Here is a 23329-nt window from a genome sequence, read left to right on the forward strand (position 1 = left end):
TCCACGGCCCGCGCTATCCGGTATCTCACAGTTCCGGGACCGCGAAACCGCAGGGGCGGCAACCATTTTCGTTTCGCCGTTTCCTGGCTCACACCAGGTCCTGGACGGAAGCCCCGTTAGATCAGCTAACCTTCCTGCGGTGCTAGGACATTCACATGCGACCAGCGGCGCGCTCGCCTGGTCAGCGGCGGCCGCTGCGCTACCGCTCACCGTATTGACCTATCCCGCAATGCAACCCGGATCGATCCGCCCGGTCGACCTGGTCATGGGGACCTTCCTCACCGCGGGAGCGGCGCTGCTGCCCGATGCCGACCACCCCAACGGCACCATTTCGCATGTGCTGGGACCGATTTCGCACTACGCGTGCCGGTTCATCTCCTGGATCTCCGGCGGGCACCGCCACGGCACCCACTCACTGCTGTTCGTCGGCGCCGCCGCCTACGGAACCTGGGCCGGCGAACACTGGATCGGACGGCCCTTCACCCTCGCCCTCGTATTCTTCCTCCTCGCCCTGGCCATCAAAGCGCTCGGGCTCGCGCCGCGAGGCGAGGGCATCAAATCCTGGGGCACCGTCATCATTCTCGCCACCTGCGGGACCTTCGCCATCGACCACTGGATCAGCGACAAACCCGCCTGGCTGCCCTTCTCCGTGGGATTGGGCGCGCTCGCCCACCTCATCGGCGACTGCCTCACCGTGCGCGGCTGCCGACTGCTGTGGCCGCTGGACATCAAGACCCAGATCCCCCTCATCGACCGCACCGGCAACAAGATGGAGACCCTCATCCTGGTGCCGCTGTTCGCGCTCGGGACCGTCGCGCTGCTCTGGTACACGATCACTCACCAACCGTGAGTGAAAGAGGGCGGGGGCCAAGCCCCCGAACCCCCCTTGGAAAGGGATTGCGGGGCTGGGCCCCGAACTCTTAGAAGGGGATCACGGGGGCTGGGCCCGCGTGACCCCTTACGTATGATCCCTTGGTCACCGAAACCGGGTAGGAACGGAGAGAAATGAGCGATCGGGAAGAACTCAGCTGGGAGCTGTTCGGCGACGCGAGCCGGGAACTGGCACAGCAGATCGCCGACGACGGGTTCGAACCCGACCTCATCCTGTCCATCGCACGCGGCGGGCTGTTCGTCGCCGGCGCGCTCGGCTACGCCCTCGACGTGAAGAACCTCCACGTCATGAACGTCGAGTTCTACACCGGCGTGGACCAGCGCCTCGACATGCCCGTCATGCTGCCGCCGGTCCCCAGCGCCGTCGACCTCACCGGCGCCACCGTCCTGGTCGCCGACGACGTCGCCGACACCGGCAAAACCCTGAAACTGGTGCGCGACTTCTGCTCCCACCACGTCGCCGAAGTGCGCTGCGCGGTCATCTACCAGAAGCCGCACTCCGAGGTCGACTGCGAATACGTGTGGAAGGCCACCGACCGCTGGATCAACTTCCCCTGGTCGGTGCAGCCGCCCGTCGTCAAACGCGAAGTCCGCGTCCTCGACGCCTGACCTCCCGCACACGGCAACGCGCCGGGTTCGAATCGAACCCGGCGCGTTATTCGTTGCGTGCGAAAAGCCTCAGACCAGCTCGGCCGACAGAATGGTCACGCCCGACAGATCCACCGGGACATCCCCGTGGCCGTTCTTGTTGCCGGTCGACACACCCTCGATGGCATCCACCACCGCGGTGCCGTCCACGACCTTGCCGAACACCGCATAGCCGAAACCATCCTGGCCCGGGTAGTTCAGGAAGCCATTGTTGCTGGTGTTGATGAAGAACTGCGCGCTCGCCGAATGCGGCGCCGAGGTCCGCGCCATGGCGACGGTGTACTTGTCGTTCTTGAGCCCATTGGCCGCCTCGTTCTCCACGGTCTGCGGAGCCGGCTTCTGCTGGAACTCAGGGGTGAACCCGCCACCCTGAATCATGAAGTTCGGGATCACCCGGTGAAACACAGTGTTCGCATAGTGGCCGGCCTTGACGTAGTCGACGAAATTCGCGACGGTCTTCGGCGCCTTGGCCTCATCGAGTTCCAGGGTGATATCCCCGGCGGAGGTCTTCAGGAGCACTTTGGTCATGCAGCCCATCGTATGGGAGGCGAAAACCCAGCGACCGCCCGGCATCGACTGCACCCGTGCAGCGACCGCAAACGGTTGTGGCCCAACAACCCGCCGTTCGTATCCCGAACACCACGGTCCCCGGCGCACCCGACGCCGTGACCAGCGGCAGGAGCCCGTCACGACCACCTCCGAACCCACCGGCGAGCACGCCCACACCCGGCCCATCGCCGCCGCCGAACCGGGGTCGCCGTGGTATCGGCCGTCTTTCGAGCGGATATGACGTAGCTGCTTGGTAGAGCATGGTTTTCACAATGCGGCAGCAGTTGGCCGAACGCGGCGAATCCCGGGAGGATCGCCAGGCGTTATCGGACGAGCTGTCTGAATACACGATGCTGCGAGGACTGAAACCGCTACCACCGGAAAGGGGTTGACCACCCGCCCTCACAATATATAGTCACATTCGCATGTATTCACGAATGGAAGGTAGGCCGATGGCCGACACACTCCCCGCCGGTACGCAGCGGGACCCGACGCCGGATCCGGCGCTGATCGGGTCGCTGATGCTGTGGACGCCGTTTGCGGTGTTCATCGTGCACACGCTCGAGGAGCTGCCCGGTTTCGAGGCCTGGGTGAGTACGCATTTCGCGCCGCTGACCACCGCGACATTCGCGGTCAGCCACATCCCGTTGATCCTGCTGGTGCTGCTGTGTTCCTGGCGGGCGACGCGACCGAACGCGGTCATCGGATGGGTCGTCCTGGCCCTCGCGTTGCAGTGGCAGTTCGCGGTCAACGCCGTGTTCCACCTCGCCACGGCGGCCTGGTTCGGTGACTACTCGCCCGGCATGGTCACCGCCGCCACCGTCGCTTTGCCGGCCACGCTGCTGGTCTTCACCTGGCAGCGGCGCGAAGGCCTGCTCACCGGCGCGCAACTGACCGCCGCTGTCGGGATCGGCACCGCGGTGGCCGCTGCCGCGATCGGAGTGCTGTTCCTCGGCTGATCCGGCCGATATCTCCCGCTACCCCGAAGAACCGCGACCTCAGAAAAGGATCGATCTCATGTCCCGTCTCCCCCAACCGGCCCGCATCCGCTACCACGAGGAAATGCAGGCCGCCAGGACCACACCCGACCCGACCCAGCGCTGGACCCACCTCGAACGTGCCCACATCCTGTCCCAGCCCGACCCGTGGCTGCACACCCGCAACCACATCGCCATGTTCGCCCTCGCGGTGCGCCAGCGCGATCGCCGTGAAGCCCTCGGCCAGATCGTGCGCATCATCGTCGCCGCACCCGGATCACTGGCCGGCCTCGCCCCGGAAGGCAACACCGGCCGCGCCGATGTCGGGCTACGCCAAACCATGCCCACACCCCCCGACCTCGCAGTCCTGCTGAACCCGGCGGCGGCATAACCCACCGATCCGCCCGTACCTGGATAGCGACCGGTTATCCAGGTACGGGCAACTTCGGCCCCGCAACCCTCCCAATCGAATTCGAGGGCGTTCCCCCTTCCTCTATGGAAGAGGACCTGCTTGGGTCGGTTCGTGATGTATCGACCCAAGATGAGCCCAGTCTTGCTTGAATCGAACATTCATGCGTAGATGCGCATAGGGTCATTTCCTAATGTTCATTGAGGCCTCGCAAGGGGGCTTCGGTCAGGCCTCGTACAGCTCCAGCGGTAGATCATCGGGATCCGAGAAGAAGGCGAACCGCTTGCCCGTGTACTCGTCGATGCGCACCTCCTCCACCGGAATGCCCTGGGCCGCCAATTCGGCCAGGGCCTCCCCTACATCCGGGACCACGAAGGCCAGGTGCCGCAGGCCGGCGGCCTCGGGGCGGGACGGTCGCGGCGGCGGGGACGGGAAGGAGAACAGCTCCAGCCGACCACCGTCGGGCAGCGCCAAATCCAGCTTGTACGAGCGTCTTTCCGCTCGATAGTGCTCGGCGATCACCCGCAGTCCGAGCACTTCGGTATAGAAGGTCTTCGACTTCTCGTAGTCCGTCGCGATGATCGCGACGTGATGGATTCGCTGTAGGCGCACCGCTCGACGCTAGCCGAGCGGTGACCACTCCCCTCCCCCAGCCGGTGGGCTCGGGTCAGCCCAGGGTCTTCTGCAGGTCGTCGAGCACGCGCATGGCGCCGATCGGGCCCAGGCCCAGGAACCACACTTCGTCGTCGACGCGGACGGCGTGACCGGATTTCACCGCGCCGAGGTTCGGCCACAGCGCGCCGGAGACGACGGCCTGCTCGTCGGGGGCGGGGCCCGAACCCAGGCTGGAGTAGAAGATCCAGTCGGCGTTGGCCTCGTCGATGCGTTCCTTGGAGATCTCCACGGCCAGTTCGTCGATGTTCTGGTTCGCCGGACGGGGCAGGCCGATGTCGGTGAGGATGACGCCGATGAAGGACTTGTTGCCGTAGAGGCGGATCTTGCCGTTCATGAAGCGCAGCAACGAGATCTGCGGGGCGCCGGTCAGGCCGGACTTCACCTGGTTGGCTTTGGTCTGGTAGTCGTTGAGCAGCGTGGTGGCCTGGTTCTCTTCGCCGAGGGCGGCGCCGACCAGCTGGAAGTTCTCCTTCCACGGGAAGCCGGGGCGGATGGAGAACACGGTGGGGGCGATGGCCGACAGCTGCGGGTACAGGTCGGCGGCGCGTAGTTTGCTGCCGAGGATGAGGTCCGGTTTGAGGGCGGCGATCTTCTCGAGGTCGAGGGTGTTGATCGGGCCCACGGTGGGGATGTTGGCGACGCGGTCGGCGAGATAGGACGGCACGCCGGTCTGTCCGGTGTTGGTGGCCATGCCGACCGGTGTCACGCCGAGGGCGAGGACGGCGTCGAGTTCACCGGAGTCGAGGACGACGACGCGGGTCGGCTTCTGTTCGATGCGGGTGGTGCCCATGGCCTGAGTCAGGTTGCGCGGGAACACTCCCGGGCCGACGTCGGCTTTGAGGTTGGCGGTCTCGATATCGGCGGTGGCGAAGAGTTTGCCGCCGGTGGCGACGTCGGCGTCGCCGTGGGAGCCGGGTCCGCCGGTGGTGGCCGGGGTGGTGGCGGGTTGGCTGCAGCCGGTCAGCAGGACGGCCGCGGCGGCGGCGACTGCGGCCATGGTTTTCCATCTGGCCATCGAGGGGTTTCCTTTCTCCTAGGACCGGGCGGCGCCGGTGCGGTGTCGGCCGATCGGGACGACCAGCGGGGTGCCCGAGACGGGGTCGGTGATGATGTGGGCGGGCATGCCGAAGACGTCGCGGACCAGGTCGGCGGTGAGGATGTCGGCGGGTGGGCCTTCGGCGGCGATGGCGCCGTTCTTCATGGCGATGAGGTGGTCGCCGTAGCGGGCGGCGAGGTTGAGGTCGTGCAGCACCATGACGACGGTGGTGGCGTCGGTGTGGTTGAGGTCGGCGAGCAGGTCCAGGACTTCGATCTGGTGGCTGATGTCGAGGAAGGTGGTGGGTTCGTCGAGCAGCAGCAGCGGGGTGCGCTGGGCGAGTGCCATGGCGATCCAGACGCGCTGGCGTTGTCCGCCGGAGAGTTCGTCGACGGCGCGGGCGGCGAGTTCGACGGTGTCGGTGGCGGCGAGGGCGCGGGCGACGGCTTCGTCGTCGGCGGGGGTCCAGCGGCGGAACATGCCCTGGTGGGGGTAGCGGCCGCGGCCGACGAGGTCGGCGACGGTGATGCCTTCGGGTGCGGTGGGCGATTGGGGCAGCAGGCCGAGGACGCGGGCGACGTCTTTGCTGCGCATCGATGAGATGCGTTGTCCGTCCAGGTAGACCGCGCCGTGGGTGGGGGTGAGCAGGCGGGCGAGGCCGCGCAGCAGGGTGGATTTGCCGCAGGCGTTGGTGCCGACGATGATCGTGGTTTTGCCTTCGGGGATGCGGACGGTCAGGTCGTCGACGATGGTGACCGGGCCGTAGCCGAGCCGCAGGTGCTCGGTGTGCAGGGTGGGTCTCACGGCATTCCCTTTCAGACGCGGCCGGTGCGGTGGGCGGTGGCGAGCAGCCACAGCAGGTACGGTGCGCCGACCGCGCCGGTCACGACGCCGACGGGCAGTTGGGTGGGCAGTAGGTGGGCGGCGGCGAAGTCGGCGAGCAGGACGACGAGGGCGCCAGTGAGGGCGGAGGGCAGTAGGGCGATGCGGCCGCCGCCGAGCAGCCGGGTGGCGATGGGATTGGCGACGAAGGCGACGAAGGAGATCGGGCCGGCGACGGCGGTGGCGAATGCGGCTGCGGCGGTGGCGATCAGGAGTAGGAGCAGGCGGGTGCGTTCGACGTGCAGGCCCAGGCCGGCGGCGCTGTCGTCGCCGAGTTGCAGGGCGGTGAGGGTGCGGGCGAGCAGGATGGCGGCGGGGGTGAGTGCGAGGAGTGCGAGGGCCAGGGGTGTGACGTCGTTCCAGGTGCGGCCGTTGAGGTTTCCGGTGAGCCAGACCAGTGCTTGTTGGGCGAGGGCGACGTCGGCCCAGGTCATGAGGTAGGAGACGACGCTGGTGAGGACGGCGCCGATGCCGATGCCGATCAGGACGAGGCGGTAGCCGTTGACGCCGCCGCGGCGGGCGAGCAGGTAGATGCCCGCGCCGGTGCCGACCGCGCCGGTGAAGGCGGCGAGGGACAGGGCGGCGCCGGAGAGTCCGAACCAGATGAGGCCCATGACGGCGGCGGCGCTGGCGCCTTGGGAGACGCCGATGACGTCGGGGCTGGCGAGTGGGTTGCGCAGGAGTTGTTGGAAGAGGGTGCCGGCGATGCCGAAGGCGAAGCCGACGAGGAGTCCGGCGGTGGCGCGGGGCAGGCGGAGTTGGTTGATCACGTAGGAGTCCTGGCCGCCGGAGTTGCCGAAGAGGATGGCGGGCAGGTTGCTCACGGGCACGGAGTAGGCGCCGACGGACAGGGATAGGGCGAAGATCGCTGCGAGCGCGATGAGCAGGCCGAGGGTGATGAGGCGGGCTCGGGCGGCGCCGCGGCCGCGGGCGGCGTGCACGCCGGCGAGGGCCTGGGTCAGGTCGATGGTTTTCGGATTGCTCACGCGGACACCAGCTTGCGGCGGCGGACGAGGGCGATGAAGATCGGTGCGCCGATGATGGCGGTCAGTACGCCGACTTGGACTTCGGCGGGGCGGGCGATGACGCGGCCGGCGACGTCGGCGATGAGTAGCAGGATGGGTGCGAGCAGGGCGGCGTAGGGCAGCAGCCAGCGGTGGTCGGGGCCGGTGAGCAGGCGTGCGGCGTGCGGGACGATGAGGCCGACGAAGGCGATGGGGCCGGCGATGGCGGTGGCGGCGCCGGAGAGCACGATGACGGCCAGTGCCGCGGTGGCGCGGGCGACGGCGACGTTCTGGCCGAGGGCGCGGGCGACGTCTTCGCCGAGGGCGAGTGCGTTGAGCATGCGCGCGGAGGCGAAGGCCAGTGCCAGGCCGACTGCTAGGAATGGCATGGCCTGCATCAATGTCGGGAGGTCGCGTTCGGTGAGTGCGCCGACCTGCCAGAACCGGTATTGGTCGAAGGTGGTGGTGTCGGTGAGCAGTAGGCCGCTGGTCACCGACTGCAAGGCTGCGGTGACTGCCGCGCCGGCCAGTGCCAGTTTCATGGGTGTGGCGCCGACTCGGCCGAGGGCGCCGATGCCGTAGACGAGTGTGCCCGCGGCGGCGGCGCCGGCGAAGCCGAACCACACGTAGCCGGTGACGGTGGTCAATCCGAGGGTGCTGATGCCGAGGACGACGAACAGGGCTGCGCCGGCGTTGACGCCGAGTAGTCCGGGATCGGCGAGTGGGTTGCGGGTCGCGCCTTGGATGATGGCTCCGGAGAGTCCGAGGGCGACTCCGGCGAGTATTCCGGCGAGGGTGCGCGGTAGGCGCAGGTCGTGCACGACCACGTGGTCGAAGTTGGTGGGGTCGTAGTGGGTCAGCGCTGCGAGCACTGTTGCGGGTGTTAGTCCGCGTGAGCCGATGGCGATGCTGAGTATGACCGCGCCCGCGAGTACGGCCAGCAGGACGACGACGCCGGTCGCGAGCGGGAGCGTCCTGGCACGGTCGTGCTGCATGTTCGGTTCCGTCACCTTCGACTCTCGAATTAGGCTTGCCTACCCTATTCACCTGCGGCGGTGATGGCAAATAGGCAGCGACTGCCAGTTGTCAGCCGTGGAATTCGCGATAGACCGCGGCCGCACCCGGATGCAACGGCACCGTTCCCGTCCCGATGAGCGAACGCGCCGTGAGGAATTGCGTGCCCGCCGCCTCCGCCGGAATCAACGCATCAGCGCGGGTGAGCAGCAACCGCGTCAGCGCCGCCGCGGTCCGCTCCGCCAGGCCGGCCGCCGCGACCAGCAGATTCGCCACCCCGATGGTCTGCACGGCCGCACTGCCGGGATAGGTGCCCGCCGGAATCAGCACCGGATCGTAGAGGTATCCGAACCGATCGCGCATCGGCGTGGTCAGCGCCCCCAGATCCAGCAGCCGCAACCGCGCATCGGCCAGCGCGGGCGTGGGCACTCCCCCGGCCCACAGCAGTGCGTCCAGCCGCCCCGCCAGCAGCGCCTCGGCCGCCTCCCGCAACGGCAGGTGGGTAATGGTGAGCTCACCGAGCGCCAGCCCCGCCGCCAGCAGCAGCTTCTCCCCTGTCCGCGTCGCCCCCGACCCCGCCGCCCCGAGATTGATGCGCGCGCCCCGCAGATCGGCCATCGACTCCAGCCGGCCGTCGGCTCTGACCGCCACCTGCAGGTAGTTCTCGTACACCCGCCCGATCGCCGGCGGCGGCTCCTGATTGCTGGTGATCGAATCCGCCAGCACCAGAGCGGCATCGGCGTTCCCGGCGGCCAGCAGGGACAGATTCTCCAGCGACCCGGCCGTGGTGATCGGATCGATGCGCAGCCCGCCCTCGGCCGCCACACGCGACAGCAGCTGTGCGAACGCGTGATAGAAGCCGCCGACCTCCCCGGCCGCCAAGCGGATCACCGGCACACCGCCGCCCCCGCATCCCGCCACCGCCCCGGCCACGCCCAGCCCGGCGGTGAAAGCCGCCGCGTAGCCGAGGAATTCACGCCGCGTCGGCCGACCGCCTGCGCGCGGGTTCATTCGTGCACCGCCGCAGGCAGGTCGACGACGACGGCCACACCGTGCGGTTCGCCCGATTCGACGGTGAGCCTGCCATTGCGGGCGGCGGTGAGCGCGGCCGCGATCGGCAACCCCAGCCCGGAGCCGCCGATCCCGGCGGCAGCAGCGCCACGATAGAAGCGCGTGGTCAGCTCGGGCAGTTCGGCGGCGGGAACGCCGGAGCCGTTGTCGGCCACGGTGAGTACGACCCGGCCGTCGCGGGCCGCGACCGTGACCCGCGTGTGGGCGCCCGCACCGGCGTAGCGGCAGGAATTGCTCAGTGCGACATCGAGAATCTGCGCCAGTGCGTCGGCGGAGATGGCGGCCTCGGCCGGCTGGAATTCGGCGGCCAGGGTCATCTCGGCGCGCTCGTAGGCGGTCTGCCAGGCGTCGATGCGGTCCTGCACGACCTGCACGGCGTCGCAGGATTCGGTGGCGGGCGGCCGGGCGGGGTCGAAGTCGTGGGCTTCGGCGACGGCGAGGGTGAGCAGGCCGTCGAGCAGGGCGGTGAGGCGTTCGACTTCGCGGGTGGCGCCGTGGAAGGTGGCGGCGGCGTGGGCGGGGATGGCCGGTTCGAGGGAGTCCAGGCGAATGGTCAGGGCGGCGAGGGGGTTGCGCATGGCGTGGGCGGTGTCGTCGACGAGGCGGCGTTGGGCGGCGGCGGAGTCGCGGACGGCGGCGGCCATGGTGTCGACGGATTCGGCGACGGCGCGCAGTTCGGGTGGGCCGCCGTGGCGGCGGGTGACCGCGGCCGGGGTGCGCGGGGTGGGCAGGCTGGCGGTGAGTTCGGCGACGGCGGTGGACAATCCGGCCAGGGGGCGCAGCACCCAGCGGGACAGGACCAGGGCGAGGGCGGTGAACACGGCCATGGCCAGCAGTGCGCCCACGGCGACGATGGTCCAGATGTAGGTGATGTCGGTGCGGGCGTCGGCGGTGGAGGCGCCGATGAGGACCGCGCCGTCGACGTGGGCGTCGCTGCCGACGGGGCGGGCGATGAGGACGGTGTCGGGGCTCCACGGGCTGAGCCGGCCCACCGCGGCGGCGCGCTGGTTGCGGCGGGCGGCGCTGAGCGCGGCGGTGACCACCGGGTCGGCGGCGTCGACGCCGGCGTTGACGATCGGCACGCCGCGGGCGTCGACGACGAGCACGGGTTCGCCGTAGAGGTCGTGGTAGTGGTCGATTTCCATCACCAGGGCGCGGCGGTCGCCGACGGCATTGGCGGTGACGGTGAGGGCGGCGAAGCGGTCGGCGTCGCCGGTGCGGCCGAGGACCAGTTCCTGGGTGCGGCTGGTGGCGGCGGTCAGGCACAGCGGTACCGCGAAGGCGAGGACCGCCAGGGTGGAGAACACGGTCAAGGCGATGAGCAGGCGGCGGCGCATGTGCTAGTCGCCCCAGCGGTAGCCGTAGCCGCGGATGGTGGTGATCAGGCCGGGCCGGTTCAGCTTGGCGCGCAAGCCCGTCATGTGCACATCGAGGGAGCGTGACACCGCGACGAAGGCGTCGCCCCAGATGCGGTCCATCAATTGCTGGCGGCTCACCGCCGCGCCGGGGCGTTCGGTGAGTGCTTCGACGAGTTCGAATTCCTTGGCGGTGAGCGCGATTTCGGCCCCGGCGACCTCCACGCGCCGGGCCGCCAGGTCGACGCGCACGTCCTGGGTCTGCACGATGCGCGCCGGCGGGGCGGCGATCTCGGGGCGGCGGCCCAGCACGTTCTCGATGCGGGCGAGCAGTTCGGCGATGCGGGGCGGCTTCACCACGTAATCGTCGGCGCCGCCGCGCAATCCGCGCACGATGGAGCGTTCGTCGCTGCGCGCGGTGAGGATCACCACCGGCACCCCCGACACCTCTCGCAACTGGCGCAGGATGTGCAGGCCGTCGGCGTCGGGCAGGCCCAGGTCGAGGACGACGGCGTCGTAGCCGCGGTGGGCGGTGAGCAGGTCGGCGCCGCGGCGCATGCGGTCGGCGTGGTGACCGCGGGCGGTGAATGCCTCGACGAGTGCGTCACCGACGCCGTCATCGTCTTCGACGACTGCCAACCGCATGGGCTCGTTTTCTCTCGTGAACAGGAGGGGAAAAGGTTACCGGGTTCCCGCCGCATCGCGGGAACCCGGTAACCGGGGGTGGATCAGCGGATCGGGTCCGGCGGCGCTGCCGGGTGGATGGCTGATCCGCGGGCGGGCGCCGGCGCCGGGCGGGTCCGGCGCCCGCCGGTCAGTGCACCTGCACCGAAACCGATTCGGGCTTGGTGAGGTCGGTGGCCTGCGCTTCGGCGTCGATGTGGGATTCGGCGGAGGTTTCGCGCATGAAGAAGTAGGTGACCAGCGAGATCAGGATGCAGCCGGACACGTACCAGAAGTACAGCGACTCGTGGCCGGCCTTCTTCAGGGCGAGGGCGATCATTTCCGCGGTGCCGCCGAAGATGGCGACGGTCAGCGCGTACGGCAGGCCCACGCCCAGGGCGCGGATCTTGGTGGGGAACAGCTCGGCCTTCACGATGGCGTTGATGGAGGTGTAGCCGGTGATGATGACCAGTGCGCCCAGCATGAGCGCGAACGCGGCGATCGGGTTGGTGGTGTCGCCCAGCACCGTCATCAGCGGCACGGTGGCCAGGGTGCCGGTGACGCCGAAGGTGATCAGCAGCTTGCGGCGGCCGATGCGATCGGAGAGAGCGCCGGCGAGGGGCTGCAGCACCACGAACACCAGCAGTGCCACGAAGTTGATCCACGCCACCGTCGACTTGGAGATACCGGAGGTGTTGACCATGTATTTCTGCATGTAGGTGGTGTAGGTGTAGAACGCCACCGTGCCGCCGAGGGTGAGCCCGACCACGAGCAGGCATTCGCGCGGGTACTGCAGCAGCACCTTCAGCGAGCCGCGCTTGGACTTCTCCTGCGGGGCAGCCGATTCCGCGCGGAACGATTCCGACTCCTCCATGCTGCGGCGCAGCCACATGACGATGAGCGCACCGGCCGCGCCGATCAGGAACGGAATCCGCCAGCCCCACGAGTACATCTGCTCGGAGGACAGGAACTGCTGCAACACGATCTGCACCCCGAGCGCGGTCAACTGCCCCGCCACCAGCGTCACGTACTGGAAGCTCGAGTAGAACCCGCGCTTGCCCTGCGACGCGACCTCCGACAGATAGGTCGCGCTGGTGGCGTACTCACCGCCCACCGACAACCCCTGCAGCAGTCGCGCCAGCAGCAGGATCACCGGCGCCGCCAACCCGATGCTGGCATAGGAGGGCGTCAGCGCGATCAGCAGCGACCCGGCCGCCATCACCGTCACCGACAACGTCAGCGCCGCCCGCCGCCCGAACTTGTCCGCATACCGCCCCAACGCCCACCCGCCGATGGGCCGCATCAAGAACCCGACCGCGAACACCGCCGCCGTCGACAGCAACTGCGCGGTCGCATCCCCCTCGGGAAAGAACGCCTTGGCGAAATACACACTGAACGCCGCATAGACGTACCAGTCGTACCACTCGACGAGATTGCCGATCGAGCCGCGCAACACGTTCGCGACGACCCGACGCTCATTGGCGGGTTGTGTCGTTGTCACTGGGTCACTCCTTGTCCGGGGACGCCCTCATCGCATCCCGCACCCACTGTGGCGGCCGACACAGCCCCGCAGAACCCCTCCGCCGCTTTCCTAACACTCCCTTAGGACGGAAGTTCATCTCGAGGTCTCATGGACACCAGGTCGCCGGGGGCAACGGAACAGACCGCATGGTTCAGAATCGCGAATGTTCCTACTTTGCTCCACGATTGAACGGATCCAGCTCCTCGAGCTACTCCGAGTTGTCGACCACCGCGGCACGTACCGCGCGGTCGATGCAGTTGCCGGGCGCCATGCCCCGGTTGTACCCAGGTTGGCGAAGCCGCTCAGGTATGGAGTGGCGTTCTGCGATGTCGAGATCCCTCGCGGCGCCAGTAACGTGGTAGCTACCCATCCCGATGTGACGCATGCCACACAATCACTGGATGGAAGGAGTGACGCAATGACGCGTCGAATCCTCTTCGCAGCTGCCTTGATGGCAGCAGGCATCGTCGGCGCCGGCACCGCATCCGCGGACGTCGGCGTCGACACGAATGTCTCGGCCGAGACGCAGGCCGGACCATTGAGCGCGACGGCATCGTCCGACTCGTCGACCACTGGCGGGACAGGCTCGGTACAGACCGAGCAGACGGTTCTCGTCGGCGTTTACGGCGATCCGACCCAACCGGGCGAGGGAACCAAAGTCGTTGAGGCGCTGGCCGACTACTTGGTTTCCGTCAACTGACCGCACGAACCGATCCACCCGGCAGCGATCTCGGTCCCGGGCAGGCCGGCGTCTCGGCGGGCACGGCAGGCCTGCAATCCGCGCCGCGGTCTGCAAACCGCGATCCGCGCCGCGGTCCGGAACCGTGGGCCGTGAGCCGTGAGCCGTGAGCCGTGAGCCGTGAGCCGTGAGCCGTGAGCCGTGAGCCGTGAGCAGGGAAACCCGTGGAGCGGCCGCGCACTTCGGCACCGCGGCCCGCGATCCAATGTCGGCAATCCCGCCCGGCGGGCAGCGTGGCGGTTCTACCGTCAGTGCAAGCCGGTGGTGAGTGGAACGAGAGCTGTTATGAGTGAGTTGACGACATCGTGTGCGGCCTTCCAGGCGGTGGCCGCGATCGACCCGGATGCGGTGGCGGTGCGGTCGGTGGGCGGGACACAGGCGCTGACCTGGGGCGAGTATGCCGCGCAGGTGCGGGCGGTGGCGGGCGGACTGGCCGCGCTGGGCATCGGGCGCGGGGACACCGTGGCATTGATGATGAGCAATCGGGTGGAGTTCTATCCCCTCGAGGTGGGCGCCCAGCACACCGGGGCCACCTCGTTCTCGGTGTACAACACCCTCACCGCCGAACAGTTGAACTATGTGTTCACCAATGCCGGCAACAAGGTGGTGATCTGCGAAGCCCAATACGTGGATCGGGTGCGCGCGAGCGGGGTCGCGATGGAGACCATCGTGTGCGTGGATCGCGCGGTGCCGGGCACGCTGAGCGTGGAACAGCTGATCGGGCTGGGGCGCAACGGCTTCGACTTCGACGCCACCTGGCGGGCGATCACGCCCGAGGACATCGTCACCCTGTGCTACACCTCCGGGACCACCGGGAATCCGAAGGGCGTGGAGATCTCGCACGCGAACCTGGCCTTCGAATGCCAGGCGTACGCGTCGGTGATGCCGGTGGAATTCGGCGACCGCATCACCTCCTATCTGCCGACCGCGCACATGGCCGACCGGGTGACCGCGCTGTATCTGCAGGAATTCTTCGGCACCCAGATCACGGTGGTGCCCGATCGCACGCAACTGCCCGCCGCGCTGGCCGATGTGCATCCCACCATCTGGGGCGCGGTGCCGCGGGTGTGGGAGAAACTCAAAGCGGCCGTGGAATTCTCCGTCGCCAGCGAATCCGACCCGGCCCGCAAGGCCGCCCTCACCTGGGCCCTGGACGTGGCCGCGCGCAAAGCCGCCGCGCAATTGGCGGGCGTGCCCCTCGACGACACCCAAGCCGCCGAATGGGCCAAGGCCGATGAGCTCGTGCTGTCCACACTGCGCACCAAACTCGGTCTCGACCAGCTCAAATGGGCGCTGTCGGGCGCCGCGCCGATCCCGGCGGAAACACTGGGGTTCTTCTTCGGGCTCGGCATCCCGATCTCGGAGGTGTGGGGCATGTCCGAGCTCACCTGCGTGGCCAGCGTCAGCCCGCCCGGGCAAGCCCGCCTCGGCACCGTCGGAAAACTACTGCCCGGCCTGGAATCCGCCATCGCCGAAGACGGTGAATTCCTCGTCCGCGGCCCCCTGGTCATGCGGGAATACCGCAAGGAACCGGAGAAGACCGCCGACGCCCTCGACGCCGACGGCTGGCTGCACACCGGCGACATCATCACCGAGGACGAGGACGGCTACCTGCGCGTGGTCGACCGCAAGAAGGAACTCATCATCAACGCCGCCGGAAAGAACATGTCCCCGGCCAATATCGAGAACACCGTCAAAGCCGCCACCCCGCTCGTGGGCGCCCTCGCCGCCATCGGCGACCGCCGCCCCTACAACACCGCCCTCATCGTCCTCGACGCCGAATCCGCCGAACCCTATGCCGCCCAACACGGTCTGCCCGACGCCTCGGCCAAGGCCCTGGCCGCCGACCCTGCGGTCATCGCCGCCATCGCCGCGGGCGTCGCCGCCGGCAACACCAAACTCTCCCGCGTCGAGCAGATCAAACGCTTCACCATCCTGCCCACCTTCTGGGAACCCGGCGGCGACGAAATCACCCTCACCATGAAACTGCGCCGCAAACCCATCGCCGAGAAATACGCCGCCGAAATCGAAACCATGTACTCCCCCACCCTCCCCGACGGCGTCCACGAACCCGCACAACCCGATTCGACAACCCCCACGCCATAAGACACGCCCGGTGTCGATCCGACGAGTACCGCGGACCAGGTCCGACGCCGTCGGCGAGACAGGCCGCGACACGTGCGCGCACCGCCGCACAGTGTGAAACGACACCGACCGGGAACTGGTGGCGGACCCTACTCGGCGAATGCCGCCACCAGTTCCCGGTGATCGCGCGTCCAGCACTCGCGTATCGCTGTCAGCGCCAACGGATCAGACTCGCTGGCCTACGAAAATGCCTCGCGGACGCCCACGGCGGAGCGGGTGAGGGCGAGCCCACCGCGAAGATCGGGTTCGAACCCACGATCGGGTACTCGCTCGCGGTGACCATGGTGGCTACGTGGATGAGCGCGACACCGGCGTGGGGCCCTCCCATGAGTCGGGCGACCACCGAGCCAGCGCAGCCCGGCCGCTGCCGCGGGAAAGATGCCGGGTGTCGGGGTTCACGATTCGAGCAGGGCTCCCGGTAACGGGTGACGTCGGCACGGGTGCGGCGGCGGCCACATCAAGGCTCGACCGGGTGAGCGGTCAACCGGGCCGGTGCGAGTGGTCCCCCTGATCCCCACCTGCTGCCAGCGGCGGTTTTCGTCACCCCTTTATTTCAGAGCGTTTGCTCTGTTATCGTTCGCGCATGCCCAGACCCCGCGTGCACGATCCGGACGGCGTGCTCGACGCCGCCGAATCGCTGGCCGCGCGTTCCGGGGCGGCCGCGGTCACCATCCGGGCCGTGGCCGCCGCGACCGGGGTGTCCAACGGCGCGATCTATCACAGCTTTCCCTCGCGCGCGGATCTGCTGGGGCGCACCTGGATTCGCGCGGCGCAACGATTTCTGGAGGTGCAGCAGGAACTGGTGCAGGCCAGCTCGGATTCCGGTGCGGACGCGGTGGTGGCCGCCGCCGACGCCCCCGCGGCGTTCGCGCAGCGCTTCCCCGAATCCTCCCGGCTGCTGCTCACCGTGCGCCGCGGCGATCTGCTCGGCGACGAGCTGCCCGCACCGGTCGCCGCCGAACTCGATCAACTCGATCGCCGACTGCTCGAACTGCTGAAGCAACTGGCCCGAGACCTGTGGGGCCGCAAGGATTCCCGCGCCGTCGACGTCATCACCACCTGCGTGGTGGACCTGCCCACCGCGATCCTGCTGCAACGCGACCGCCTCGCCGGCCCCGTCGCCCGCGAACACCTGCGCGCCGCCGTGCGCGCCGTACTGGCGGTCGGGCCCCCGCCGTGATGACTCCTCGCGCCGGGCGCTCCGCCCTCGACTCGCAGGTTCCCGGACCCGAGACCGTCCATCTCGCCCGCGACAACCGCCACCTGCGGACATGGCGCCCACCTCTGGGCAAGGCCGTGCCCGCCGCGTCGAGCGGCCGGACTGTAGCCCGGCATCCCCCTGCGAGCGAGGCAACAGCCAGAGCTGCTCGACTTGCTCACCTTCCCGCTATGAGCGAGACAGCAACCGGAGTCGTTCAGCCCGCTCGCCTTCCGGCCGTGTCGGCATGGCGCCGGTGGGTTCGCAGACGGGATGCTTGCGGCCCCGGTGAATCCGTCCTTCCTGTTCCTCGAACCGCCCAACGGCACCGCCTGCGCCGCTTCGCTTCGAATCTGTCTGCAATACCTTGATTTTCGCGTAACACAACGATGAAGGAACCCTCATGACCGCGACCCTCACCTACCGCGACAAGATTGCCGTGCTCGATCTCGGCGAGGGCGAGAACCGTTTCTCACCCGAGTTGCTCACCGAGATCAACGCTCACCTCGACGCCGCCGTCGCCGAGGGCGCGCATGCGCTGGTCACGACCGCGACGGGCAAGTTCTACTCCAACGGGTTGGATCTGGAGTGGCTGGCCGCCCACAGTGAGCGCGCCGAATGGTATGTGGCCCAGGTGCAATCGCTGCTGGCGCGCCTGCTCACCTTCCCGCTGCCCACCGCGGCCGCCCTGCCCGGTCATGCCTTCGGCGCCGGCGCCATGCTCGCGCTGGCCCACGACTTCCGGGTCATGCGCGCCGATCGCGGCTTCTTCTGCTTCCCCGAGGCCGATATCCGCATCCCCTTCACCAAGGGCATGGCCGCGCTCATCCAGGCCAAGCTCACCCCCAAGTCCGCCGTCGCCGCCATGACCACCGGTCACCGCTTTCCGGCGCCCGAAGCCCTCACCCACGATCTGATCGACGCCACCGCCGAGGCCGGCGCTGTTCTCGACACCGCCGTCGCCCGGCTGCTGCCCCTCGGCGCCAAGGACCCGGGCACTCTGGCCGCGATCAAAACCGTCATGTTCGCCGACGCGGCCGCCGCTCTCACCCTCGCGTGAGGCCGGACGCGGAGGCGGAGAACCTCATGGGCGAGTTGGTGTTGTCCACCGATGACCTCGACGCGGCGGTGGAGAGTCTCGTTGATGTCTGTGCGGAGTTCGGGGCGGCCTGCGCCGGGGCGCCGACTCTCGCGGAGTTGCTGGAGATCCTCGGCTGGGCCATCCCGGACGAGGGAGAGTATGCCGCCGGATCCTTCACCCTACCGTTGAAGCTGTCCGCGACGCTGACGGGCGGGCAGCGCTATCGCAGCGAGCAACCCTCGCGGGTCGGTGAGCTGAACGATGGCGTGTTCGTCGATGCGCAGGATCTCAACGTGGCTGTCCTGCAGCGGATCTGCGAGATCACCGGTGCTCTCGCCACGCCGCAGCAGTTCGCCACCGTGATCCTGGCGGCGCTGCGTACCGGGCGAGTGCGGCTGGCCGACATCCGTGGATCCGACATCCAGGCCCTGACAGCCCCCCGCGCCCGGTACGCACGGAAGGCCATCCCCGGCGACCTGTTCGCCGTTCCCGTCGGACCGAGCGCCTACCGGATCGCCGTGGTGATCACCAGAAACCGGTTCGGTACCGCCGTGGGCCTGTTCGAGGGCCACTCCGCCGACGGGCAGGCGAACGCGAGAATTCTGGCATCACCGCGCCCCCACCCCGTCTACACCGAGGAGAGCCTCATCAAGGACGGCACCTGGATTTTCGTCGGCCACAACACCGACGTGCTCGCCGGCTTCCCCGCCGATCCGGAGATCTACCACGCCCCGCACGTCTGGCCAGGGGTCGATACCGGCGAATTCGGTGCTGCCGAGACCGCCGACGAGCGCATACGGATGATCGACAGCAGCGAAGCACGCGATATCGGACTGGCCGACAACAGCTATCGCCAGAGCATGACCGCCGAGTACTTACAGCACTTGCTGGCGGCGGAGTAGAACGACCGGCTCATTGGTGCGGTGCTGGAGCATCGGCGCGGCGCAGGTGCGGCAGCAGATGCTCGGCCACCGCGGCCGGGCGTTCGGCGTGCAGGAAATGACCGCAACCGGGCAGTTCGGCATGGGTTGCCCCGGCGCGGGCGGACAGGGCGCGTTGCAGACCGGCGGACAAGGCGCCGTCGCGGGCTCCGGCCAGGGTGAGCGTCGGCAGCGGAGCGGGCGGGGCCAGCAGGACCTCGAAGAACTCCCGCGTTCTGCGGCGGTGGATCGTGAACAGGGAGCGGTAGTAGCGGGTCGCCGCCCAGGCTCGCGCGGGATCGGTGAAAACCCCTGCGGTGGGGGCGAACTCGGCGTCGGTGAAATCCCAGCCCGGTGACCAGCGCCGCCACAGGCTGCGCACGAACGCCGCCTCGTCGCGGGCGAGCAGCCGCGGGGAGGCGCCGGACTGCACGATCGGGATGTAGAACGACAGCATCATCTGGCGGGGCAGATAGCGCAGCGCCTGCGGGGCGAAACCGTCGCCGAAGGGCGGAATCGCCAGCAGGGTCTGGGAAAGCCACTGCCGGGGCTGCTGTTTGGCCAGCACCTGGGCGACGAACGCGCCCCAGTCGTGGCCGACCAGATGGGCGGGTGGTGCACCCAGTTCCCGATGCCAGGCCGCGATATCGGCGCTGACGGCCAGCAGGTCGTAGCGGGCGTCGCGCGCGGCCGAGCCGGGGGTGTAGCCGCGCAGCCACGGGGCCAGCACCTGATAGCCGGCATCGAGCAGCAACGGGATCAGACCGTCCCAGCTGTGCGGAGTATCCGGAAAACCGTGCAGCAGCAGCACCAGCGGCGCCTCGGGCGAGCCCGCGTGCCGCGCCGTCAGCACCAGCCCGTCGCGCTCGAGCGTCCGCGTGGATTCGATGAACTTCGCCGCAGTCATGGGGCCTCTCTTCCAGTCTCGCCGGTCATTCTCGCCGCGCCCCACCGATTCCGCTGTTGGACAGCCGATCACCGGGAACTGGTGGCGGCATTGTGCGAGTAGTGCCCGCCACCAGTTCCCGGTCGGCGTTGTTTCACAATCGGCGCCGGTGTCAGCGACCGCGCCAGACCGGGGCGCGCTTCTCCACGAAGGCGCGCATGCCCTCACCGGCGTCCTGCGACGACAGCGCCACCGCGGCCACCTGCCCCTGACGGGCGAAGGCTTCGGCGGTCGACCAGTCCGGGCACCGCTCGATGATCTGCTTGCTGGCGTCGACGCTCAGCGGCGCGTTGACCGCGACCCGTTCGGCCAAGGCCACAGCGGCGGTGAGCGCCTGGCCCGGGGCGGCGACCTGATTGATCAACCCCAGCTCCGCGGCCCGGGCGGCGGTGATGGGATCCCCGGTCAGCGCCAACTCCATGGCGATGGCCCGCGGCAGCCGCTGCGACAATCGCAGCACCCCGCCGCCGACCGCCACCAGGCCCCGCTTGACCTCGGGGATACCGAACACCGAATCCTCCGCGGCCACAATCAGATCCGCCGCCAAGGCCAGTTCGCAGCCACCGGCCAGCGCGGGGCCTTCGACCGCGGCGATCAACGGCTTCGCCGGCGGCTGGGCGACAATGCCGAGAATGCCGCGCTTCTCGGTGACCGGCACCTCGCCGCGCGCGGCCGCCTTGAGATCCATTCCGGCACTGAAGTACCCGCCCGCCCCGGTGAGGATGGCGATGCGAATCTCAGGGTCGGCCTCGTAGGCGTCGATGGCCCGCTCCAGGCCCCGCGCCGTGGCCAGGTCGATCGCATTGCGCGCCTGCGGGCGATTGATCGTGATGATCATGATGTGCCCACGCCGCTCCACCAGCACCGGGGCCGGCGGCGGTGGCGGCAATGCCACGCGCTCGGCGCTCTCGAGCCGAATCCCCGTGCCGGACACGGTCACCGGCAGACCCAGCAGATCGCCGTCGGCGGGCCAGCCGCCCGCGTCGGCATCGTCCGTGGCAGTGGTGGGCACCGCGGGATCTGCGGTGGTATCGGCAGGCGTCGAGGGGTGGTCCGCGATGTCCTGCGACGCGGTGGTCGCGCCTCGGGCGGCCGGCGACGTATCGGGGTCGCGCGCGACGTCCTGCGACGCGGTGGTCACACCTCGAGCGGGCGGCGACGTATCGGGGTCGCGCGCGATGTCCTGCGACGCGGTGGTCGCGTCCGGGTCGGTTTGCGACAGGTGTGGTTCGGCGGGGGTGGGCCGGGTTCCGGCCGTGTGCTGGGTTGCCGCCGTGGGCCGGGTGGCGGCCGTAGGCTGGGTGAGGACTGCCAGCAGGTGGGAGTCGGTGCTGCGCAGCAGGGTTCGGTCGCCATCCGGGGTGAGCAGGCTAAGGATGATCGATTCGGGGTGGCCGTCGCGGCCGTACGGGAGGGTGTAGGCCTCCACGACGGCCGGGCCCTCGTAGCCGAGGCGGGCGCGGCGGGCCGGCGGGTGGTCGATGATCGGGGTGAGGTGTGCGTACGGGGTCGCGGGCGGGGTCGCGGAGTAGACGGCGAGGGCGTGTTTGGTGAGATACCAGCCCAGGGAGGTGGCCAGGCCGTAGGCGTGCGGGTCGGCGCGCAGGGCGGTGACGAGGGTGGCGATGGCGTGGCCGCCGTAGTTGTTGCCGGGGCCGCCGGCGAAGGTGAGGCCGCCGGTGAGGGTCAGCGGACGTTTGGGGTCGTCGGTGGGCAGGCCCAGTTCGCGGGCCGCGATCTGGACGGCGACCGGGAAGCAGGCGTAGAGGTCGACATGGGTGATGTCGTCGATGCTCACCCCGGCGTGGGCGAGGGCGGCCGCGCCGAGGGCGCGGATGGCCGGGGAGGCGGCCAGATCGGCGCGCTCGGTGACGAACCAGTCGTCCGTGCCGGAGGCGGCGGCGTGGATGAACACCCATTTGTCCTGCGGGATGCCGGCGGCTTCCGCGGCGGCGGCGCTGCACAGGATCAGCCCGCTGGCCATGTCGACCTGCAGGTTGGCGCATTCGAGTTTGGTGTAGGGGGCCGAGATCATGCGATTGGCGTCGGTGACCGTGGCGATCTGCGCGGCGGTGAACTCCTGCGGCTGCCAGGCCTGCGGATTCGCCGCGGCCACCGTCGAGAAGCGCGACCACAGCTCGGCGATCGCGCGGTCGTGCTCGGCGGGCGTGCGCCGCAACCGGCCGCGGTTGGCCGATTCCAGCAGCGCGTACATATTGATCGGGGCCTGTAATCCCGCGGCGGCCTCGGCGGGATTATTGGCCGGTTTGTCGATGCCGACGGTGCGGGTGGGCCGCACCTGCGAACCCTGGACGGGCCAATCCAATTCGATGCCACCGCGTTGCGCGGCCGCCTGGGTGGCGCCCGCCTCGGCGCCGGTGACCAGCACGATGTCGTAGTCTCCGGCGGCGATGGCGGCCGCGGCCTCGTTGACCACCAATTGGCCGCCGTCCCCGCCGAACGGACTGGACTGCACCGTGTCCACCCGCCCCGCCCCGAGCTGCTCGGCCACCAGCGCGCCCAGATCCCGGTACTGCCACGAGGTCGGCGCGACCGCGAACACCGCGTCCGCGCCGGTGAGCACGGCGTCTCCGGCACCGGTGTCGGCGGCCGCGGCACGCAAGGCCCGCACCGCCAGGATCGACGGATCGGCGAAACCCGGATCCGGGGTACGGTTCACGACCTGCCCGACCCCGACCAGCACCGGCGTCGTCGGCGCCAGCACCACACCGGAAGCCCGATGCCGCACCGCCTTCCGCGTCGGCCGCGTCGCCACCGGCCCGGACGTGATCATCGACGGCAGCACGGCCAGCGAATCACGCAGCGCGTCACCGAGTCCGCGCGCCACCGTCGCCCCCAGCGGCCCCTCCACCGGCTGTCCCGCCAGGCCCGCGTCCACGTACACCGTCGACCCGGAACCGCTGGGCGCCACCGTGACCCACAAACCCAGCGACAGCCCCTGCGGCCCGCTGCCGCGCAACACCATCCCCGTCTCGCCGACCTCGCCGACGGTCCACCGCAATTCCGCAGGGATACCCATGAATTGAGCCACCTGCACGAACTCGGCCCCCTCCACCGCCACACCCGGCGGATCGCCGCGCCATCCGGCATGGAAGGTGACCCACTGCGGCATCCGCCCCAGATCCGACAGAAACGCCCGCGCCGACGCCGCATCCACCTCGAGCGGCTGACGCGCGTGCGCGGTCCGCGCGAACCCCGCCAGCCCCTCCGGCGGCACATGATCCCCGAGGTCGACCGGCGCCGATTCACTTGCGCGCCCGGTCAATCCGGCCAGCAGCTCCCGCACGATCCGCGGATCCCGGCGCACGCTGTCGAGCAACTGTCCACCGGCCCGCAACTGCTTGCGCACCGCCCGCCCCTGCTCGACCACCGCACGCAATCGCTCGAAACCGGGCACCGCGGTCACGGCAACCTCCTCATTGAGGGTAAGAGACAATCTGATACACACCGTATCGCCAACCCCCGCCGCACGGCAGCCCGAACCCGTCCCGCCACACCCGGCCCACCCGGACTCCCGGACCCAACACACGGTGGGCACGCAGCGCGACACACCTCGGACCATCCCCCGGCGCGCCCAAGTGCC

21 protein-coding genes and 1 pseudogene are annotated in these 23329 nt (G+C 69.3%); 9 read left to right on the forward strand and 13 right to left on the reverse strand.

Annotation, left to right across the window (positions count from 1 at the left end; all coding sequences use genetic code 11):
- Nucleotides 1-139: 139 nt before the first annotated feature.
- The gene (locus tag ACYQ5L_RS19550; RefSeq protein WP_459959128.1) at nt 140-850 is read left to right on the forward strand and encodes a metal-dependent hydrolase; all 711 of its coding nucleotides are present in this window, start codon (nt 140-142) and stop codon (nt 848-850) included.
- 155 nt (nt 851-1005) lie between these two features.
- Complete coding sequence (locus ACYQ5L_RS19555; protein WP_459959129.1) at nt 1006-1500, forward strand: phosphoribosyltransferase; 495 nt, start codon at nt 1006-1008, stop codon at nt 1498-1500.
- Nucleotides 1501-1569: 69 nt separating this feature from the next.
- Here ACYQ5L_RS19555 and ACYQ5L_RS19560 read toward each other — a convergent pair whose 3' ends face one another.
- On the reverse strand, nt 1570-2067 hold the full coding sequence (locus ACYQ5L_RS19560; RefSeq protein WP_459959130.1) for a peptidylprolyl isomerase: 498 nt from the start codon (nt 2065-2067) through the stop codon (nt 1570-1572).
- A 473-nt stretch (nt 2068-2540) separates the two neighbouring features.
- Here ACYQ5L_RS19560 and ACYQ5L_RS19565 point away from each other — a divergent pair, with 473 nt between their 5' ends.
- Together ACYQ5L_RS19565 and ACYQ5L_RS19570 are read left to right on the forward strand one after the other, a co-directional pair.
- Nucleotides 2541-3047 (forward strand): HXXEE domain-containing protein, encoded by a 507-nt coding sequence (locus tag ACYQ5L_RS19565; RefSeq protein WP_459959131.1) that lies wholly within the window; start codon nt 2541-2543, stop codon nt 3045-3047.
- 58 nt (nt 3048-3105) lie between these two features.
- Entirely contained in the window at nt 3106-3456 is a 351-nt protein-coding gene (locus ACYQ5L_RS19570; protein WP_459959132.1) for a DUF3703 domain-containing protein, read from the forward strand.
- 243 nt (nt 3457-3699) lie between these two features.
- Here ACYQ5L_RS19570 and gloA2 read toward each other — a convergent pair whose 3' ends face one another.
- The 9 genes from gloA2 to ACYQ5L_RS19615 form a co-directional block, all read right to left on the reverse strand.
- Complete coding sequence (gene gloA2 / locus ACYQ5L_RS19575; protein ID WP_459959133.1) at nt 3700-4086, reverse strand: SMU1112c/YaeR family gloxylase I-like metalloprotein; 387 nt, start codon at nt 4084-4086, stop codon at nt 3700-3702.
- A gap of 55 nt (nt 4087-4141) precedes the next feature.
- Nucleotides 4142-5164 (reverse strand): ABC transporter substrate-binding protein, encoded by a 1023-nt coding sequence (locus ACYQ5L_RS19580; RefSeq protein WP_459959134.1) that lies wholly within the window; start codon nt 5162-5164, stop codon nt 4142-4144.
- 18 nt (nt 5165-5182) lie between these two features.
- Nucleotides 5183-5989 (reverse strand): ABC transporter ATP-binding protein, encoded by an 807-nt coding sequence (locus ACYQ5L_RS19585; protein WP_459959135.1) that lies wholly within the window; start codon nt 5987-5989, stop codon nt 5183-5185.
- Nucleotides 5990-6000: 11 nt separating this feature from the next.
- Entirely contained in the window at nt 6001-7053 is a 1053-nt protein-coding gene (locus tag ACYQ5L_RS19590) for a FecCD family ABC transporter permease (RefSeq protein WP_459959136.1), read from the reverse strand.
- Nucleotides 7050-8066 (reverse strand): FecCD family ABC transporter permease, encoded by a 1017-nt coding sequence (locus tag ACYQ5L_RS19595; protein WP_459959137.1) that lies wholly within the window; start codon nt 8064-8066, stop codon nt 7050-7052. The genes ACYQ5L_RS19590 and ACYQ5L_RS19595 overlap by 4 nt, the downstream gene beginning before the upstream one ends.
- A 91-nt stretch (nt 8067-8157) precedes the next feature.
- Nucleotides 8158-9096 carry a TAXI family TRAP transporter solute-binding subunit gene (locus tag ACYQ5L_RS19600; RefSeq protein WP_459959138.1) on the reverse strand — a complete coding sequence of 313 codons (939 nt, stop codon included), beginning with the start codon at nt 9094-9096 and terminating at the stop codon, nt 8158-8160.
- Nucleotides 9093-10493 (reverse strand): sensor histidine kinase, encoded by a 1401-nt coding sequence (locus ACYQ5L_RS19605; protein ID WP_459959139.1) that lies wholly within the window; start codon nt 10491-10493, stop codon nt 9093-9095. Before ACYQ5L_RS19605 ends, ACYQ5L_RS19600 begins: the two co-directional genes overlap by 4 nt.
- Before the next feature lie 3 nt (nt 10494-10496).
- Entirely contained in the window at nt 10497-11156 is a 660-nt protein-coding gene (locus tag ACYQ5L_RS19610; protein WP_459959140.1) for a response regulator transcription factor, read from the reverse strand.
- 169 nt (nt 11157-11325) lie between these two features.
- The gene (locus ACYQ5L_RS19615) at nt 11326-12675 is read right to left on the reverse strand and encodes an MFS transporter (RefSeq protein ID WP_459959141.1); all 1350 of its coding nucleotides are present in this window, start codon (nt 12673-12675) and stop codon (nt 11326-11328) included.
- Between the two features lie 439 nt (nt 12676-13114).
- On the opposite strand from ACYQ5L_RS19615, the gene ACYQ5L_RS19620 reads away from it, so the two are divergent.
- From ACYQ5L_RS19620 to ACYQ5L_RS19640, 5 genes are all read left to right on the forward strand, one after another.
- The gene (locus tag ACYQ5L_RS19620) at nt 13115-13396 is read left to right on the forward strand and encodes a profilin (protein WP_459959142.1); all 282 of its coding nucleotides are present in this window, start codon (nt 13115-13117) and stop codon (nt 13394-13396) included.
- Between the two features lie 324 nt (nt 13397-13720).
- A complete protein-coding gene (fadD11, locus tag ACYQ5L_RS19625) occupies nt 13721-15541 on the forward strand; it encodes a fatty acid--CoA ligase FadD11 (RefSeq protein WP_459959143.1) in 1821 nt (606 codons plus the stop codon).
- A gap of 622 nt (nt 15542-16163) precedes the next feature.
- Complete coding sequence (locus ACYQ5L_RS19630; RefSeq protein WP_459959144.1) at nt 16164-16760, forward strand: TetR family transcriptional regulator; 597 nt, start codon at nt 16164-16166, stop codon at nt 16758-16760.
- Nucleotides 16761-17181: 421 nt separating this feature from the next.
- Entirely contained in the window at nt 17182-17838 is a 657-nt protein-coding gene (locus tag ACYQ5L_RS19635) for an enoyl-CoA hydratase-related protein (RefSeq protein ID WP_459959145.1), read from the forward strand.
- Between the two features lie 26 nt (nt 17839-17864).
- Nucleotides 17865-18761, forward strand: coding sequence for a hypothetical protein (locus ACYQ5L_RS19640; protein ID WP_459959146.1), 897 nt, complete (start codon nt 17865-17867; stop codon nt 18759-18761).
- Nucleotides 18762-18771: 10 nt separating this feature from the next.
- On the opposite strand, the gene ACYQ5L_RS19645 is transcribed toward ACYQ5L_RS19640, so the two are convergent.
- From ACYQ5L_RS19645 to ACYQ5L_RS19655, 3 genes and pseudogenes are all read right to left on the reverse strand, one after another.
- The gene (locus tag ACYQ5L_RS19645) at nt 18772-19686 is read right to left on the reverse strand and encodes an alpha/beta fold hydrolase (RefSeq protein WP_459959147.1); all 915 of its coding nucleotides are present in this window, start codon (nt 19684-19686) and stop codon (nt 18772-18774) included.
- A gap of 151 nt (nt 19687-19837) precedes the next feature.
- Nucleotides 19838-20563 carry a crotonase/enoyl-CoA hydratase family protein gene (locus ACYQ5L_RS19650; protein WP_459963477.1) on the reverse strand — a complete coding sequence of 242 codons (726 nt, stop codon included), beginning with the start codon at nt 20561-20563 and terminating at the stop codon, nt 19838-19840.
- Between the two features lie 465 nt (nt 20564-21028).
- A pseudogene (locus tag ACYQ5L_RS19655) lies at nt 21029-23308 on the reverse strand (SRPBCC family protein); the annotation flags it as partial.
- Nucleotides 23309-23329 lie beyond the last annotated feature (21 nt).

This window comes from Nocardia sp. IFM 10818 (assembly GCF_054655275.1).

Bases quoted from the DNA above. Each gene is read 5' to 3' on its own strand.
- ACYQ5L_RS19570 (WP_459959132.1), top strand. From the start codon at position 3,106: ATGTCCCGTCTCCCCCAACCGGCCCGCATCCGCTACCACGAGGAAATG.
- ACYQ5L_RS19560 (WP_459959130.1), bottom strand. From the start codon at position 2,067: ATGACCAAAGTGCTCCTGAAGACCTCCGCCGGGGATATCACCCTGGAA.
- ACYQ5L_RS19645 (WP_459959147.1), bottom strand. From the start codon at position 19,686: ATGACTGCGGCGAAGTTCATCGAATCCACGCGGACGCTCGAGCGCGAC.
- ACYQ5L_RS19610 (WP_459959140.1), bottom strand. From the start codon at position 11,156: ATGCGGTTGGCAGTCGTCGAAGACGATGACGGCGTCGGTGACGCACTC.
- ACYQ5L_RS19635 (WP_459959145.1), top strand. From the start codon at position 17,182: ATGACCGCGACCCTCACCTACCGCGACAAGATTGCCGTGCTCGATCTC.
- ACYQ5L_RS19565 (WP_459959131.1), top strand. From the start codon at position 2,541: ATGGCCGACACACTCCCCGCCGGTACGCAGCGGGACCCGACGCCGGAT.
- ACYQ5L_RS19595 (WP_459959137.1), bottom strand. From the start codon at position 8,066: ATGCAGCACGACCGTGCCAGGACGCTCCCGCTCGCGACCGGCGTCGTC.
- ACYQ5L_RS19650 (WP_459963477.1), bottom strand. From the start codon at position 20,563: ATGATCATCACGATCAATCGCCCGCAGGCGCGCAATGCGATCGACCTG.
- ACYQ5L_RS19580 (WP_459959134.1), bottom strand. From the start codon at position 5,164: ATGGCCAGATGGAAAACCATGGCCGCAGTCGCCGCCGCCGCGGCCGTC.
- ACYQ5L_RS19630 (WP_459959144.1), top strand. From the start codon at position 16,164: ATGCCCAGACCCCGCGTGCACGATCCGGACGGCGTGCTCGACGCCGCC.
- fadD11 (WP_459959143.1), top strand. From the start codon at position 13,721: ATGAGTGAGTTGACGACATCGTGTGCGGCCTTCCAGGCGGTGGCCGCG.
- ACYQ5L_RS19640 (WP_459959146.1), top strand. From the start codon at position 17,865: ATGGGCGAGTTGGTGTTGTCCACCGATGACCTCGACGCGGCGGTGGAG.
- ACYQ5L_RS19600 (WP_459959138.1), bottom strand. From the start codon at position 9,096: ATGAACCCGCGCGCAGGCGGTCGGCCGACGCGGCGTGAATTCCTCGGC.
- ACYQ5L_RS19620 (WP_459959142.1), top strand. From the start codon at position 13,115: ATGACGCGTCGAATCCTCTTCGCAGCTGCCTTGATGGCAGCAGGCATC.
- ACYQ5L_RS19555 (WP_459959129.1), top strand. From the start codon at position 1,006: ATGAGCGATCGGGAAGAACTCAGCTGGGAGCTGTTCGGCGACGCGAGC.
- ACYQ5L_RS19605 (WP_459959139.1), bottom strand. From the start codon at position 10,493: ATGCGCCGCCGCCTGCTCATCGCCTTGACCGTGTTCTCCACCCTGGCG.